General features: G+C 66.0%; 9 protein-coding genes and 1 pseudogene. 9 read left to right on the top strand and 1 reads right to left on the bottom strand.

The genetic code is table 11. The features are described 5' to 3' along the window. Nucleotides 1–11: 11 nt before the first annotated feature. From aceF to msrA, 3 genes are all read left to right on the top strand, one after another. Complete coding sequence (aceF, locus tag IB274_RS19750) at nucleotides 12–1,652, top strand: dihydrolipoyllysine-residue acetyltransferase (RefSeq protein WP_192433960.1); 1,641 nt, start codon at nucleotides 12–14, stop codon at nucleotides 1,650–1,652. Between the two features lie 279 nt (nucleotides 1,653–1,931). Further along, nucleotides 1,932–4,631 (top strand): putative bifunctional diguanylate cyclase/phosphodiesterase, encoded by a 2,700-nt coding sequence (locus IB274_RS19745; protein ID WP_192433958.1) that lies wholly within the window; start codon nucleotides 1,932–1,934, stop codon nucleotides 4,629–4,631. Nucleotides 4,632–4,741: 110 nt separating this feature from the next. Then, a complete protein-coding gene (gene msrA, locus IB274_RS19740) occupies nucleotides 4,742–5,389 on the top strand; it encodes a peptide-methionine (S)-S-oxide reductase MsrA (protein ID WP_192433956.1) in 648 nt (215 codons plus the stop codon). A 280-nt stretch (nucleotides 5,390–5,669) separates the two neighbouring features. Here the strand turns inward: msrA and IB274_RS19735 are convergent, their stop codons facing one another. Continuing rightward, on the bottom strand, nucleotides 5,670–6,506 hold the full coding sequence (locus IB274_RS19735) for a 23S rRNA (adenine(2030)-N(6))-methyltransferase RlmJ (RefSeq protein ID WP_192433954.1): 837 nt from the start codon (nucleotides 6,504–6,506) through the stop codon (nucleotides 5,670–5,672). Between the two features lie 178 nt (nucleotides 6,507–6,684). Between IB274_RS19735 and IB274_RS19730 the strand changes: the two genes are divergently transcribed. The 6 genes and pseudogenes from IB274_RS19730 to IB274_RS29715 all read left to right on the top strand — a co-directional run. Next, on the top strand, nucleotides 6,685–8,487 hold the full coding sequence (locus IB274_RS19730) for an acyl-CoA dehydrogenase (RefSeq protein ID WP_192433952.1): 1,803 nt from the start codon (nucleotides 6,685–6,687) through the stop codon (nucleotides 8,485–8,487). 158 nt (nucleotides 8,488–8,645) lie between these two features. Further along, entirely contained in the window at nucleotides 8,646–9,329 is a 684-nt protein-coding gene (locus IB274_RS19725; RefSeq protein WP_192433950.1) for a hypothetical protein, read from the top strand. A 99-nt stretch (nucleotides 9,330–9,428) separates the two neighbouring features. Continuing rightward, the gene (locus tag IB274_RS19720; RefSeq protein ID WP_192433948.1) at nucleotides 9,429–11,171 is read left to right on the top strand and encodes a potassium/proton antiporter; all 1,743 of its coding nucleotides are present in this window, start codon (nucleotides 9,429–9,431) and stop codon (nucleotides 11,169–11,171) included. Between the two features lie 84 nt (nucleotides 11,172–11,255). After that, nucleotides 11,256–14,618 (top strand): mechanosensitive channel MscK, encoded by a 3,363-nt coding sequence (mscK, locus tag IB274_RS19715; RefSeq protein WP_192433946.1) that lies wholly within the window; start codon nucleotides 11,256–11,258, stop codon nucleotides 14,616–14,618. Between the two features lie 58 nt (nucleotides 14,619–14,676). After that, nucleotides 14,677–16,137: a protein adenylyltransferase SelO gene (gene selO / locus IB274_RS19710; RefSeq protein ID WP_192433944.1), complete on the top strand. Its 1,461-nt coding sequence runs from the start codon at nucleotides 14,677–14,679 to the stop codon at nucleotides 16,135–16,137. 122 nt (nucleotides 16,138–16,259) lie between these two features. After that, nucleotides 16,260–16,352: pseudogene (locus tag IB274_RS29715) on the top strand (hypothetical protein); the annotation flags it as partial. Nucleotides 16,353–16,471 lie beyond the last annotated feature (119 nt).

Below are 16,471 nucleotides of genomic sequence, written 5' to 3'. Positions count from 1 at the left end.
GGAGAGGCACGATGAGCGAACTGATTCGTGTACCCGACATCGGCAATGGTCAGGGTGAAGTCATCGAACTGCTGGTCAAGGTCGGCGACACCGTCGAGGCCGACCAGAGCCTGCTGACCCTGGAATCCGACAAGGCCAGCATGGAAATCCCCTCGCCGAAAGCGGGCGTGGTGAAGAGTCTGAAGGTCAAGGTGGGCGACACCCTGAAGGAAGGCGACGAGATTCTCGAGCTGGAAGTCGAGGGTGGTTCGGCGGAGGCCGTTGCGCCCAAGGCCGAAGCCCAGGCCCCGGCCGCCGAGGCTCCGAAAGCAGAGGCTCCGACCGCTGCTCCGGCGCCGGCTGCCGCGCCTGCCGCTGGTGCCAGCGTCCAGGATATCCACGTCCCGGACATCGGTTCGGCCGGCAAGGCCAACGTCATCGAAGTCATGGTGAAAGCCGGCGACACAGTCGAAGCCGACCAGTCGCTGATCACCCTGGAATCGGACAAGGCCAGCATGGAAATCCCCTCGCCGGCTTCCGGCGTGGTGGAGAGCGTGTCGATCAAGGTCGGTGACGAAGTTGGCACCGGCGACCTGATCCTAAAGCTCAAGGTCGCGGGTGCTGCTGCCCCGGCCGCTGCCGAAGCTCCGGCTGCTGCTCCGGCCGCTGCCGCTCCTGCTGCAGCTCCCGCACCGGCTGCCGCGGCTCCTGCCAAGGCACCGGAAGCCGCGCCGGTGGGCGCGCCCAGCCGTGACGGCACCAAAGTCCACGCAGGCCCCGCAGTGCGCATGGTCGCCCGCGAGTTCGGCGTCGAGCTGGGTGAAGTCAAAGGCACCGGTCCGAAAGGCCGCATCCTGAAAGAAGACGTGCAGGCGTTCGTCAAGGAGCAACTGCAACGCGCCAAATCCGGCGCGCCGGCTGGCGCCAGCGGTGGTGCGGGTATCCCGCCGATCCCGGAAGTCGACTTCAGCAAGTTCGGCGAAGTGGAAGAAGTGGCCATGACCCGCCTGATGCAGGTCGGCGCCGCCAACCTGCACCGCAGCTGGCTGAACGTGCCGCACGTGACCCAGTTCGACTCGGCCGACATCACCGAGATGGAAGCCTTCCGCGTGGCCCAGAAAGCCGTCGCGGAGAAGGCCGGCGTCAAGCTGACCGTTCTGCCGATCCTGCTGAAGGCCTGCGCCCACCTGCTCAAGGAAATGCCGGACTTCAACAGCTCGCTGGCCCCCAGCGGCAAGGCGCTGATCCGCAAAAAGTACGTGAACATCGGCTTTGCCGTGGACACGCCGGACGGTCTGCTGGTCCCTGTGATCAAGAACGTCGATCAGAAGAGCCTCCTGCAGCTCGCCGCCGAAGCCGCCGAACTGGCCGAGAAAGCGCGCACCAAGAAGCTCTCCGCCGATGCTATGCAGGGCGCCTGCTTCACCATCTCCAGCCTCGGCCACATTGGCGGCACCGGCTTCACGCCGATCGTCAACGCGCCGGAAGTGGCGATCCTGGGTGTCAGCAAGGCAACCATGCAGCCGGTCTGGGACGGCAAGGCCTTCCAGCCGCGCCTGATGCTGCCGCTGTCGCTGTCCTACGATCACCGCGTGATCAACGGGGCGGCCGCCGCGCGCTACACCAAGCGCCTGTCCGACCTGCTGGGCGACATCCGCACCCTGCTCCTGTAAGTGCGGCAGCTGTAAGTGTTGTACAGGGCAGGCCCAGCCTGCCCCTTCCTCTCGACGAGCACGCCACGCTCGTTCTCTCCAGCCCTGCCGGATGGCGGGGCTTCTTTTTGTCCGGACCGGCGGTCACGCCCCGCTCCCGGCACTGCCTCAACTTAGCTCTGTGACGGCCGATACAGTCTTGGCTTGTCATGGCCCCGTGCCTCATGCAAATCTTGCCAACGCCCATAGAAGTCGGGCGGGGCCATGTACCTCGTCCAGCACCCTGGAAATCTCCCGCGCATGAAGAGTCATCCCGATGCCGCCAGCCGTCAGGCGGCCGAGGTTGTCACGCAGCTTCCCGTCCCTTCGAGGCTTGGGATGCTGCGCTTCGAGCGTCTGAACGAACCGAGCTGGACCCTGCTGTTCCTGGACCCCGGTTGCGAACGCCAGATCGGCGTGCCGGCCCAGGACCTCTGCGGCATCCTCGACGCCCCCTACGCCAGCCTGATGGAGCCCGAAGCGCGCCATCGCCTGCATGAGCAGGTGCAGCAGCAACTGCTCAAGGACGGCCGTTACCGGGTGCGCTACCTGCTCCACTCGCCGCGCGGCACGCTGAACGTGCTGGAGGTCGGCGAAAGCTTCCAGCAGCACGGTCGCCAACTGCTCCACGGCTACATCCTGCAGGACGAGGGCAACGAGCAGAGCACCGAGCTGGACCCGCGCCTGCTGGACCTGGAAGCCCAGAACATCCGCCTGAAGATGTCCCTGGAGATGTACCAGCGCTCCCAGGACGAACACCTGCAGCATCTGGTGCGTTCGCGCACCCAGCAGAACCTGATCGTGCGCCTGGCGCGGCACCGCTACCTATCCAGCGACCCGCTGCTTGAAGCGGCCCAGCTGATCGCCCAGGCGGCCTGCGAGGCCTATGACGTGGCCCGTGCCGGCATCTGGCGCCTGCACACCGACCACCGCCTGGAAGCGGTGACTATCTACCGCCGCGACACCGACCAGTACGAAAAGCCACAGGACATCGACGCCAGCCACTTCCCCAACTACCTCGACGCGGTGCACAGCGGCCGCGCCATCGACGCCCACAACGCCCAGCAGGACCCGCGCACCCAGGAACTGGCCAAGCGCTACCTGCGCCCGCAGGGCATCAGCGCCATGCTCGACGCCACCATCCGCGTCGGCGGCGAAGTGGTCGGCGTGCTCTGCCTGGAACACGTCGGCGAAGTGCGCATGTGGCAGAGCGACGAGATCGCCTTTGCTGGCGAACTAGCCGACCAGTACGCCCAGGTGCTGATGAATCACGAGCGGCGCAACGTCTCCAGCGCCCTGCACCTGTTCCAGCGCGCCGTCGAGCAGAGCGCCAGCGCCTTCCTGCTGATCGACCGCGACGGCCTGGTGGAATACGTCAATCCAAGCTTCACCGCGATTACCCAATACGGTGCCGACGAAGTGCGCGGCCGGCGCCTGCCGGAGCTGCCGGCGCTGGCGAACCTCAGCGAGCTGCTGTTCGACGCGCGCTCCACCCTGGTCACGCAGAACAGCTGGCAGGGCGAGTTCCGCAGCCGGCGCAAGAACCTCGAGCCTTACTGGGGCCAGCTGTCGCTGTCCAAGGTCTACGACGACAAGGGCGAGCTGACGCACTACATCGGCATCTACGAAGACATCACCCAGAGCAAGCTGGCCCAGCAGCACATCGAGAAGCTCGCCTACCGCGACAACCTCACGGGCCTGGCCAACCGGCACTTCTTCATCAACGCCCTGGAAGAACGCCTGCAGGTGGGCAGCGAACATTCGCTGAGCCTACTGCTGGTGGACATCGACAACTTCAAGCGAATCAACGACAGCCTCGGCCACCAGACCGGCGACAAGCTACTGGCCAACCTTGCCCGCCGCCTGCGCAGCAGCCTGAGCGACAGCGCCACCCTGGCGCGCTTCGCCAGCAACGAATTCGCCGTGCTGCTGGAGGAGTCCGTGGCCGGCCGTGGCGAGAAGATCGCCGCGCAGATCCTCGACGTGCTCGACAAGCCGCTGTTCGTCGACAACCAGCTGATCAGCATCACCGGCTCCGTGGGCATCGCCTACGCGCCGCAGCACGGACAGGACCCGCAGACCCTGATGAAGCATGCCGGCCTGGCGCTGCACAAGGCCAAGGCCAACGGCAAGCACCAGGTGCAGACCTTCACCGAAGCGATGACCGCCGAGGCCAGCTACAAGCTGTTCGTCGAGAGCAACCTGCGCCGCGCACTGGTGCAGGACGAACTGGCGGTGCACTACCAGCCCAAGCTGTGCCTGCGCAGTGGCGCGCTACTCGGCCTGGAAGCACTGCTGCGCTGGCAGCACCCGGAGAAGGGCATGATCCGCCCGGACCAGTTCATCAGCGTCGCCGAGGAAACCGGGCTGATCATCCCCATCGGCAAGTGGGTGATCCGCCAGGCCTGCCGCCAGGTGCGCGAACTGGCCGCCAAGGGCCTGGGCGACCTGCACATGGCGATCAACCTGTCGCCCAAGCAGTTCAGCGATCCGGACCTGGTCGGCTCCATCGCCGCGATCCTCCACGAGGAAAGCATCCCGGCCAGCCAGCTCGAGCTCGAGCTCACTGAAAGCCTGCTGCTGGATGCCACCGACGACACCCGCCAGCAGCTGGAGCGCCTGAAGAGCCTCGGCCTGACCCTGGCCATGGATGACTTCGGCACCGGCTACTCGTCGCTGAGCTACCTGAAGAAATTCCCCATCGACGTGATCAAGATCGATCGCAGCTTCATCAAGGACATCCCGGACAACCAGGACGACATGGAAATCACCTCGGCGGTGATCGCCATGGCCCACAACCTCAAGCTGCAGGTGGTCGCCGAAGGCGTCGAGACCGCCGCCCAGCTGGCCTTCCTGCGGCGCAACCGCTGCGACATCGGCCAGGGCTACCTGTTCGACAAACCCATCCCCAGCCACGACCTCTCCTCCAGCCTGCAGCGCTACCCCTGCCGCCCGCACTGAGCCGCGCTGGCACAGCGTGCCCGCAGCCATCCCCGCTCCCGGAAAAAACGCTGTAATCTTCGGCGACTACCCGAGTCTATTGCCGCCCCTATTCAGAGGAGACGAATGCCATGACCCTGCGCTCGCAAATTCTTGCCCACAAGCTGGAACTGCCCAGCTCCGCCCAGGCCCTGCCGGGGCGCGAAAGCCCGATGCCGGTGCCCGAAGCGCATTACGTCAATGGCCGCCCGCTGACCGCGCCCTTCCCCGCCGGCGTACAGCAGATCGTTGTCGGCCTGGGTTGTTTCTGGGGTGCCGAGCGGCGCTTCTGGCAACAGCCCGGCGTGTGGGTCACCGCGGTGGGCTATGCGGGCGGCTACACGCCGAACCCGACCTACGACGAAGTCTGCTCCGGCCTGACCGGCCACAGCGAAGTGGTACTGGTGGCATATGACCCACGCGAAACCAGCATCGAGGCGTTGCTGAAAGTGTTCTGGGAATCCCACGATCCGACCCAGGGCATGCGCCAAGGCAACGACACCGGCACCCAGTACCGCTCGGTGATCTACTGGTTCGACCAGGCACAGAAAGCCGCTATCGACGCCAGCCGAGCCGCCTTCCAGAAGGAACTGAGCGCCAAGGGCTACGGCGAGATCACCACGGAAATCCGCGAAGTGCCGCCGTTCTACTACGCCGAGGCTTATCACCAGCAGTACCTGGCGAAGAACCCCAACGGCTACTGCGGCCTGGGCGGCACGGGCGTCTGCCTGCCGGCGTGAACCTGCTCCCGTAGCAGCAACTGACTTCTTCTGGGGAGTCCGTGCCGATGCCTCCCCCTCACCCCAGCCCTCTCCCATAGGGAGAGGGAGCAGACTGTACCGGCTGATGCTGTAGTTCCATCCTGCACCGAACGGTCCCCTCTCCCCCTGGGAGAGGGTTAGGGTGAGGGCCAACCCGGGCGCAGATATATCTCGTAGGAGCTGACTCCGTCCGCGATCGGCTCGCCCCCGCACCATTCCTCGGCATCATGAAAAAGCCCCCGGCACTGCCGGGGCTTTTTCATTCGGCGATCAGCCAGTCCACCTGGCTGCTGCCTTCGCTCTGCGCCAGCGTCTCCGCCAGCCACGGCAGCAAGCCGCGCAGCTCTTCATCCAGCGGCCACGGCGGGTTGGCGATGACCAGCCCGGAGCCATTCAGGCGATCCGCCGTATCGGCCGGGTGCACGCACAGCTCCACGCGCAGCATCTTCGGCGCCGAGCTTTTCTCCAGGCGCTGATAGAAACGCTTGAGCTGGCGGCGGTCCTTGATCGGGTACCAGATGGCAACCACGGTCTGGCGCATGCGGCCGATGGCCTCGTCCAGCGCGGTCACGCAACGCTCCAGATCATCCGGCTGCTCGAAGGGCGGGTCGATCAGCAGCACGCCGCGCTTCTCGGAAACGGGCAGGAAGGCACGGGGCAGCAGCCAGCCGTCGCCCTGGTGTACTGAAATGCGGCGCTCGCCGGCCATGTTGGCCTTGAGCAGGCGACCGTCTTCCGGATGCAGCTCGTTGAGCATCACCCGGTCCTGCGGGCGGGTCAGGCGACGCGCCAGCTCCGGGGAGCCTGGGTAGAACTCCAGGCCACCATCGGGATTCAACGCGCGGACGACGCCCAGGTAATCCTGCAGCAGTTCCGGCAGGTCATCGCGCTCATACAGGCGACCGATGCCCGATTCCCACTCGCCGGTGCGGCTGGCTTCGTCGCCCAGCAGGTCGTACAGGCCGATGCCGGAATGGCTGTCGAGGTAGGCGAACGGCGTGTCCTTGCGCGCCATCAGCGCGAAGATGCGGGCAAGGACGATGTGTTTCAGCACGTCGGCATGGTTGCCGGCGTGGTAGGCGTGGCGGTAGTTCATCGATAGCAGGCTCCTCAAGGCGCGCAGTTTAGGTCCTGGGGCGGGTGCGGTGCGAGTCCGCCGTCGCCGGGGCCCGCCGGGAGGCCGGGCGTTTTAGCCCTTTATCACGCTCATGGATGATTCTGTGCGCGCTTCATTCACCAGACTAGACTGCGCCGATACCCACGGAGGTCGATCCATGTCCGAGACCCTGCTCAGCTCCCGCAACCTCGCTTTCGAACTCTACGAAGTGCTCGACGCCGAGGCCCTGACCCAGCGCGAACGCTTCGCCGACCATAACCGCGAGACCTTCGACGCCGCCCTGGGCACCGCCCGCGGCATCGCCGAGGAGCTGTTCGCCCCGCACAACCGCAAGAACGACGAGAACGAACCGCAGTACGTCGACGGCGGCGCGGTGCTTATCCCGGAAGTGAAGCCGGCGGTAGACGCCTTCAACGAGGCCGGCTTCCAGAACGCCTCGCGCAGCTTCGAACAAGGCGGCATGCAGCTGCCGCACCTGCTGTCGCGCGCCTGCTTCGCGCACTTCCAGTCGGCCAACATCGCCACCTCGTCCTACCCGATGCTGAGCATGGGCTCCAGCCACCTGATCGAGACCTTCGGCTGCGAAGAACAGAAACGCCTGTTCCTCCAGCCGATGATCGAAGGCCGCTGGTTCGGCACCATGGCCCTGACCGAGCCCCACGCCGGCTCGTCCCTGGCCGACATCCGCACCCGCGCGGAGCCGGCCGCCGATGGCAGCTTCCGGATCAAGGGCAACAAGATCTTCATCTCCGGCGGCGACCACCCGCTGTCGGAGAACATCGTCCACATGGTGCTGGCCAAGCTGCCGGACGCCCCGCCCGGCGTGAAGGGCATCAGCCTGTTCATCGTGCCCAAGTTCCTGGTCAACGAAGACGGCTCCCTCGGCGCGCGCAACGACGTGACGCTGGCCGGCCTGTTCCACAAGATGGGCTGGCGCGGCACCACCTCCACTGCCCTCAACTTCGGTGATAAGGGCGAGTGCGTCGGCTATCTAGTCGGCAAGCCGCACCAGGGCCTGGCCTACATGTTCCAGATGATGAACGAGGCGCGCATTGGCGTTGGCATGGGCGCCATCATGCTCGGCTACGCCGGCTACCTGTATTCCCTGGAGTACGCCCGCGAACGCCCGCAGGGCCGCCCGGTGGACGCCAAGGATCCGACCTCCGCGCCGGTATCGATCATCGAGCACACCGACGTGCGGCGCATGCTGCTGACCCAGAAGGCCTATGTCGAAGGCGCCTTCGACCTCGGCCTGTACGCCGCACGCCTGGTCGACGACTGCGAGACGCTGGCCACCGAAGAAGAGCGCAAGCAGGCCCACGAGCTGCTCGACCTGCTCACCCCGATCGTCAAATCCTGGCCCTCGGAGTTCTGCCTGAAGGCCAACGAACTGGCGATCCAGATCCTCGGCGGCCACGGCTACACCCGCGAATACCCGGTGGAGCAGTACTACCGCGACAACCGCCTCAACCCGATCCACGAAGGCACCCATGGCATCCAGTCGCTGGACCTGCTCGGCCGCAAGCTGGCGCAGAACAACGGCGCCGGCCTCAAGCAGCTGACCCGCCTGATCAGCCAGTGCTGCGAGCGCGCCAGCGCGCACCCGTCGCTGGACAAGCTGCGCGAACCGCTGGAGCAACTGATGGCGCGCCTGTCCGCCACCACCCTGAGCCTGCTCGGCGACCTGATGCAGGGCCGCGTGGCGCAGGGGCTGGCCAACTCGGCGCTGTACCTGAAGGTCTTCGGCCACGCCGTGATCGGCTGGCGCTGGCTGGAGCAGGCGATTCGCGCCGAGGAAGGGTTGGCAGCCGGCAACGCTGCCGACACCGACTTCTACCGCGGCAAGCTGCAGGCCGCGCGATACTTCCTGACCTGGGAAGTGCCGTCCTGCCACCATGACCTGACGCTTCTCGAAGCCCGCGACGATACCTGTTCCACCATGCAGGACGCTTGGTTCTAGGTTCCTGCATGACTCTTGCGCCCCGGTCACGTCCGGGGCTTTTTTATGCCCGCGGATAAACCGCCGCGACGCAGCAGAGCTGCCGATTGAATTGAAGGAATTTTCAGACACCAACACCTGACCAGGCTGACAGAGAAGCCAGGGCCATTTGCCGTTGAATGGCGCCCGCGCAACTTTTCGCCTTCATGACCATGGCCACCTATACCTCTTTCCCCGCTATCGCCTCACAGCGTTTCCTTCAATTGTTGCCGCTGCTCGCCGTCACGACGGCGCTGGGCCTGGTGCTTTGCCTGTTCAACACCGGCCCGGCAGACGCCCTGCCCAAGGATGCTTCCCTCAGCAACGCAGCCTTGTCGCTGAATGCGCAGCCCATCTTCAGCGCCCCCAGCGCGGAAGCCTTCCAGCACGCCGACGACTTCCTGCTGAGCATCGACAAGGCCATGGCCAATGGCCTCGAGGTGCTGCGCGACGGCGATGGCAAGTCGATCGCCTCGCAGAGCCGCTACTTCAACGCCCTGGTCAACGCCGGCTACGCCCAGTTCGGCTCGTCCTACTACGACCCGCTGGGCAGCTGCGGCGCGACAGGCAGCTCGGCCCGCCATCTCTGGCACACGCAGATCCGCGCCGCCAGCGGCGCAGCGAACAGCGCTGGCGAGATGAGCAAGGCCCGCACCACCTTGCAGCGCGACCGCCTGGCCTGCCTCGAAGCCGTCCGGCCGCCCCTGGACGAGGCCGTCGCCTGGGCGCCCGACGAGCTGGCCTCGCCGAGTCTGGTTCCCACCTGGGCCACCCGCGGGCCGTGGCCGGAAAGCGCCGCTGCACGGTCCGCAACAAACCTTTGACAGCCTTGTAAATCCGCAGGTTAGAATCGATTGGCATGCGGCCTGCATCCTGATCCTTGAGTAGCGTCGCCACCCCCCATTCCCCAGGAGGTCGACACCTTGGATGCCGTGGCCATCAACAGCTATTTCCTGATCGCTGCGGTGCTGATCGGCATGAGCATCCTGGTCAGCTCGCTGTCCTCGCGCCTGGGCATCCCGATCCTGGTCATCTTCCTCGCTGTAGGGATGATCGCAGGGACCGACGGCCCCGGCGGCATCGGCTTCTCCAACTACCCCATGGCCTACCTGGTGGGTAACCTGGCACTGGCGGTGATCCTCCTCGATGGCGGTCTGCGCACGCGGGTGTCCAGCTTCCGCGTCGCCCTCTGGCCAGCGTTGTCGCTGGCCACTGCCGGGGTGCTGATCACGGCCGGCCTCACCGGCATTGCCGCCGCCTGGCTGTTCAAGCTGAGCTGGATGGAAGGCCTGCTGATTGGCGCCATCGTCGGCTCCACCGACGCCGCGGCGGTGTTCTCGCTGCTGGGCGGCAAGGGCCTGAACGAGCGGGTCACCGCCACCCTGGAAATCGAATCGGGCAGCAACGACCCCATGGCGGTGTTCCTCACCGTCACCCTCATCGACATGCTCGCCCATGGCGAGAGCGGTCTGTCCTGGAGCTTCCTCTGGCACTTCCTGCGCGAGTTCGGCATCGGCTCCATCCTGGGCCTCGCCGGCGGCTGGCTGCTGCTGCAGGTGATCAACCGCATCCACCTGGCCAACGGCCTCTACCCGCTGCTGGCGATCAGCGGCGGCCTGCTGATCTTCGCCCTGGCCAACGCGGTGCACGGCAGCGGCATCCTCGCCATCTATCTGTGCGGCCTGGTGCTGGGCAACCAGCCGATCCGCTCGCGCCACGGCATCATGCATATGCTCGACGGCATGGCCTGGCTGGCACAGATCGGCATGTTCCTGGTGCTGGGCCTGCTGGTCACGCCCCACGATCTGTGGCCCATCGCCCTGCCCGCGCTGGGCCTGGCGCTGTGGATGATTCTCTTCGCCCGCCCGCTGTCGGTGCTGGTCGGCCTGTTCCCCTTCCGCGCCTTCCATGCCCGCGAGAAGGCGTTCATCGCCTGGGTCGGCCTGCGCGGCGCCGTACCGATCATTCTTGCGGTGTTCCCGTTGATGGCCGGGTTGCCGAACGCCCAGCTGTTCTTCAACGTGGCCTTCTTCATCGTGCTGGTTTCGCTGCTGGTGCAGGGCACCAGCCTGCCCTGGGCGGCCAAGCTGCTGCGCGTGGTGGTGCCGCCGGACCCGGCGCCGATCTCCCGCGCCGGCCTGGAAGTCCACCCGACCAGCGAGTGGGAGCTGTTCGTCTATCACCTGAGCAAGGAAAAGTGGTGCATCGGCGCCGCCCTGCGCGAACTGAAGATGCCCGAGGGCACCCGCATCGCCGCGCTGTTCCGCGGCACCCAACTGCTGCACCCCTCGGGCAGTACCATCCTCGAAGCGGACGACATCCTCTGCGTGATCGGCCACGAACATGATCTCTCCGCGCTCGGCAAGCTGTTCAGCCAGGCGCCGGACCGCGGCCTGAGCGCGCGCTTCTTCGGCGACTTCGTCCTCGAGGGCGACGCCCAGCTGTCCGCCGTGGCCTCGCTCTACGGCCTCAAGCTCGAAGGCGTGGATGGCGAACAGAACCTGGGCCGCTTCATCGCCCACGAAATCGGCGGTCAGGCGATCATCGGTGACCAGGTGGAATGGAACGGCCTGACCTGGACCGTTGCCGCCCTGGACGGGAACAAGATCCGCAAGGTCGGGGTCAAATTTCCCGAAGGCCGCCCCGGCCCCGGGCTCTTCCTCTGACCGCCCACCGGCACCCGCTTGCGGGTGCCGGCCTGCCAGAACTACCCTCACTCCACTTTTTTGCACGAGCCGCTGAACGCGACCATGTCATTCCTGCTGCGTACTCTCCTGACTGCCGCCCTCCTGGGCGGCTCGCTCACCGGCCTGCCCGCTCTGGCCGCCGATACCACCGTCCCCAGCGCCGAGAAGGTGCAGCAGAGCCTCGACGGTCTGGCCGACCGCAAGCTCAGCGATGCCGAAGCCAAGCCGCTCAAGGCCAGCCTGGAGAACACCCTCAAGCTGTTGGCGGCCAAGGATGACAGCGAGAAGCAGCTCAGCGAGCTCAACGGCCGCCTGGCCGATGCGCCCAAGCTGATCAGCGAGAACCAGAAGGCCCTCAGTCGCCTCAAGGGCAGCGCGGACAAGCCCGCCGCCCAGCGCTACGGCGGCTACAACGCCACCCAGCTGGAAATGCTCCTCAACGAGCAATCCACTCAACTGGCTTCCTGGCAGAAGGAGATGATCGACGCCAAGAGCGAGATCCTCACCGCGCAGACCCGCCCCGAGCGCGCCCAGGCCGACCTGAGCAAGAACCAGGAGCGCCTGCTGGAGATCAGCACCGCCCTCAAGGCTGGCAAGGAAGGCGCCAAGCCCCTGACCGACGAGCGCCGTAATGAGCTGCTCGCCGAACAGGCTGCACTGACCGCGCAGAACCTGCTGCTGCGCAAGCAACTGGCCGGCAACAACCTGCTGCTCGACCTCGCCTCCAGCCAGCGCGACCTGCTGGCCGAGCGCATCGGCCGCGAAGAGCGCGAAACCCTCGAGCTGCAGGCGATGATCAGCGACAAGCGCCGCGAGCAGTCCGAGAAGACCGTCGCCGAGCTGTCCAAGGACGCCGACCAGGCCGCCGGGACCGACAGCCTGCTCAGCCAGGAGAACGCCGCCAACCTCAAGCTTTCCGACTACCTGCTGCGCACCACAGATCGCCTCAACACCCTGACCAGGCGCAACCTGGAAACCAAGCAGCAGCTGGACAACCTGACCCAGGGCGAGCAAGCCCTCGACGAGCAGATCAACGTGCTGCGCGGCAGCCTGCTGCTGTCGAAGATCCTCTACCAGCAGAAGCAGTCGCTGCCTGTCATCAAGACCGACCAGGACCTCGCCGACGAGATCGCTGACCTGCGCCTGTACCAGTTCGAGCTGAACCAGAAGCGCGACGAGATCAACAACACCCAGGTCTATATCGACAACCTGCTGGCCCAGCAATCGCAGGAAAGCATCACCCCGCAGCTGCGCCACGACCTGGCCGAGCTGGTCGACACCCGCCTGGAACTGATGGAGCGCCTCAACCACGAGCTGAACGCGCTACTCAACGAAGCCATCACCCTGCAGCTGAACCAGAAGCAGCTCAAGGAAACCAGCAGCAGCCTGCGCGCCACCCTCGACGAGCAGATGTTCTGGATTCCCAGCAACCGCCCGCTGGACCTGTCGTGGTTCAAGATGACCCCGACCCTGCTGCACCACCAGTTGGCCGAAGTGCCCTGGGGCTCGGGGGTGAAGGAGCTGGGCGAAGGCCTGATCGACCGGCCCTTCCTGTTCCTGCCGCTGCTCCTGCTGGTCGCCGCCCTGCTGTGGAAGCGCAAGTTCCTCTACGACAAGCTGGAGTCGCTGAACGACGACATCGGCCACTTCAAGCGTGACAGCCAGGCCCACACCCCGCTGGCCCTGCTGCTCGCCGTACTGCTGGCGCTGCCCGGCACCCTGGCCCTGGCCATCGCCGGCCTCGCCCTGCTGCTCGACGCCCGCGGACAGAACGCCACCCTGGGCAGCGCGCTACTGGAGATGGCGCAGGTCTGGCTGGTGTTCTACACCGCGCACCGCATCCTGCGTCCGGGCGGCATCGCCGAGCGGCACTTCCACTGGAGCCAGCCGCAGGTGCAGTTCCTCGGCAAGCTGATGCGCCGACTGGGTCTGGTGGTGATGTCGCTGGTCGCGGTGGTCACCGTCGCCGAACACGCACCGGCCTCGCTGGCCGATGACGTGATCGGCATTGCCGTGGTGCTGTTCGGCTACGGCGCCATGACCTGGCTGCTCGCCCAGCTGCTGTTCAACAGCCCGTCCAGCGAGCGCCCGTCGATGATCAAGATGATCGTCGGCCTGGGCTTCACCGCCCTGCCGGTGGCGCTGTTCCTGGCCGTGGGCTTCGGCTACTACTACACCGCGCTCAAGCTCACCGACCGCCTGATCGACACCCTGTTCCTGCTGATGTTCTGGATGGTGGTGGAAGCCACCTTCGTCCGCGGCATGGGCGTCGCCGCCCGCCGCCTGGCCTACCAGCGCGCCCTGAAGAACCGCCAGAGCGCGCCCAAGGAAGGCATCGAGGGCACGGAGGTCATCGAAGAGCCGACCCTGGGCATCGAGCAGATCAACGAACAATCCATGCGCCTGATCCGCCTGGGCCTGCTGATCGGCTTCGTGGTCACCCTGTACTGGGTCTGGGCCGACCTGATCAGCGTCGTTTCCTACCTCGATAATGTGACCCTCTACCAGTACACCAGCGGCACTGGCGACGCGGCGTCCACCACGCCGATCAGCCTGAGCGACTTCCTCATGGCGCTGGTCATCGCCGCCGTGACAGTCGCCCTGGCGCGCAACCTGCCCGGCCTGCTCGAAGTGCTGGTGCTGCAACGCCTGACCCTGGCCCAGGGCAGCGCTTACGCCATCACCACCCTGCTGTCCTACACCATCAGCGGCATCGGCTTCGTCAGCGCGCTGTCCACCCTCGGGGTGAGCTGGGACAAGCTGCAATGGCTGGTGGCCGCGCTGTCGGTCGGCCTCGGCTTCGGCCTGCAGGCGATCTTCTCCAACTTCGTCTCCGGCCTGATCATCCTCTTCGAGCGCCCGGTGCGGATCGGCGACGTGGTGACCATCGGCACGCTGTCCGGCACCGTCAGCCGGATCCGCATCCGCGCCACCACCATCACCGACTTCGACCGCAAGGAAATCATCGTCCCCAACCAGACCTTCATCACCGGCCAGTTGGTGAACTGGTCGCTGAGCGATACGGTGACGCGGGTGACCATCAAGATCGGCCTGGCCTACGAGAGCGACCTGCCCCTGGCGCGCAAGATCATGCTCGACGCCGCCCACGCCAACACCCGCATCCTGCGCGACCCGGAACCAGTGCTGTACTTCACCACCATCAGCGCCAGCACCTTCGACTACGAGCTGCGCTTCCACGTGCGCGAACTGGGCGACCGCAACCCGGCGGTGGACGAGACCCTCACGCGCATCGCCCTGGCTTTCCGCGAAGCCGGCATCGACATGGCCTTCAACCAGGTCGACGTGTTCCTGAAGAACTTCCAGGGCCAGGAAGCCCAGGTCATCGTCGGGCAGCAGCCCGCCGCCACACCAATGAAGATCAGCGGCCCCCAGGGCACCGACAAGCCCGGCGGCGACAAGGCCTGAGGGTGGACGCCTTCGGACAAGTCCGAGCACAATGCTCGGACTTGTCCGGAGTTAGCCTGTGAAAAAGCTCGACGAACTGACCTTCGATAACCGCTTCGCCCGCCTGGGCGACGTGTTTTCCGCCCAGGTCCTGCCCGATCCCATCGCCGACCCGCGCCTGGTCGTCGCCAGCCCCGCCGCCATGGCCCTGCTCGACCTCGACCCGAGCGAGGCAGACACCCCGCTGTTCGCGGAAATCTTCGCCGGCCACAAGCTCTGGGAAGAAGCCGATCCGCGCGCGATGGTCTATTCCGGGCACCAGTTCGGCTCCTACAACACCCGCCTGGGCGACGGCCGCGGCCTGTTGTTGGGTGAAGTGGTGAACGAGGCCGGCGAGCACTGGGACCTTCACCTGAAAGGCGCCGGACAGACGCCCTACTCGCGCATGGGCGATGGCCGCGCCGTGCTGCGCTCGTCGATCCGCGAATTCCTCGCCAGCGAGTACCTCGCCGCCCTGGGCATCCCCAGCAGCCGTGCGCTGTGCGTCATCGGCTCCAGCACCACAGTGTGGCGCGAGTCAAAGGAAACCGGCGCCATGCTGCTGCGCCTGGCGCCCAGCCATGTGCGCTTCGGCCACTTCGAATACTTCTACTACACCAAGCAGGAAGACCAGCTGCGCACCCTCGGCGAGTTCGTCCTGCAGTCGTACTACCCGCAATGCCTGGATGACGAGAAGCCCTACCTCTCATTCTTCCGCGAAGTGGTCGAGCGCAACGCCGAGATGATTGCCTACTGGCAGACCTACGGCTTCTGCCACGGGGTGATGAACACCGACAACATGTCGATCCTGGGCATCACCTTCGACTACGGCCCCTACGCCTTCCTCGATGACTTCGACGCCAACCACATCTGCAACCACTCCGACGACACCGGCCGCTACTCCTTCAGCAACCAGGTGCCCATCGCCCACTGGAACCTCGCCGCCCTCGGCCAGGCGCTGACGCCCTTCGTCGAAGTGGACGACCTGCGCGCCACGCTGGACCTGTTCCTGCCGCTCTACCAGGCCAGCTACCTGGACCTGATGCGCCGCCGCCTCGGCCTCACCACTGCCGAAGAGGGCGACCTGGAGCTGGTGCAGCGCCTGCTGCAGACCATGCAGAAAGGCGCCGTGGACTACTCGTTGTTCTTCCGCCGCCTTGGCGAACAGGCACCGGAGCAGGCGCTCGCCGTGGTGCGGGAAGACTTCGTCGACCTCGCCGGTTTCGACGCCTGGGCCGCCGACTACCTGGCCCGCACCGAACGCGAAGGCGGCAGCCAGGACGAGCGCCGCGCCCGCATGCACGCGGTCAACCCGCTCTACGTGCTGCGCAACTACCTTGCCCAGGAAGCCATTAGCGCCGCCGAGCAAGGCGACTTCAGCCTGGTGCGCCGCCTGCACGAAGTGCTCGGCAAACCCTTCGACGAGCAGCCAGACGCCGAGGTCTTCACTCGGCGCCCGCCGGACTGGGGTCGTCACCTGGAGATCAGCTGCTCGTCCTGAGGCGGTTATAAGCTCAGCGAAAAGCGATCTAGCGGCGCCCGGCCAGCATTGCTCCCGGTCATTGACCGGGGCCGGGCGCCGCCAGCATCCTCGGGGCTTTCTGCCACAAGGACGCTCGAACAATGAAACCGGAAACCCTGGCCATCCACGCTGGCTACAGCCCCGACCCGACCACCAAGGCCGTGGCCGTGCCGATCTACCAGACCAGCTTGTATGGCGTTAGGGTAGGAACCTGTCGGGGGTGGAGGGACAAGACCCGCTTCTGCAAGCCAGACGGTAGGAGACTTCCCCCACCCACGCGCTCACGACAAGCGCCGATAAGGAATCCATCGGA

Origin of the sequence: Pseudomonas sp. PDM18, assembly GCF_014852585.1 — a bacterium.
Classification (GTDB): domain Bacteria; phylum Pseudomonadota; class Gammaproteobacteria; order Pseudomonadales; family Pseudomonadaceae; genus Pseudomonas.
This window is presented reverse-complemented; position numbering and strand designations above follow the sequence as displayed.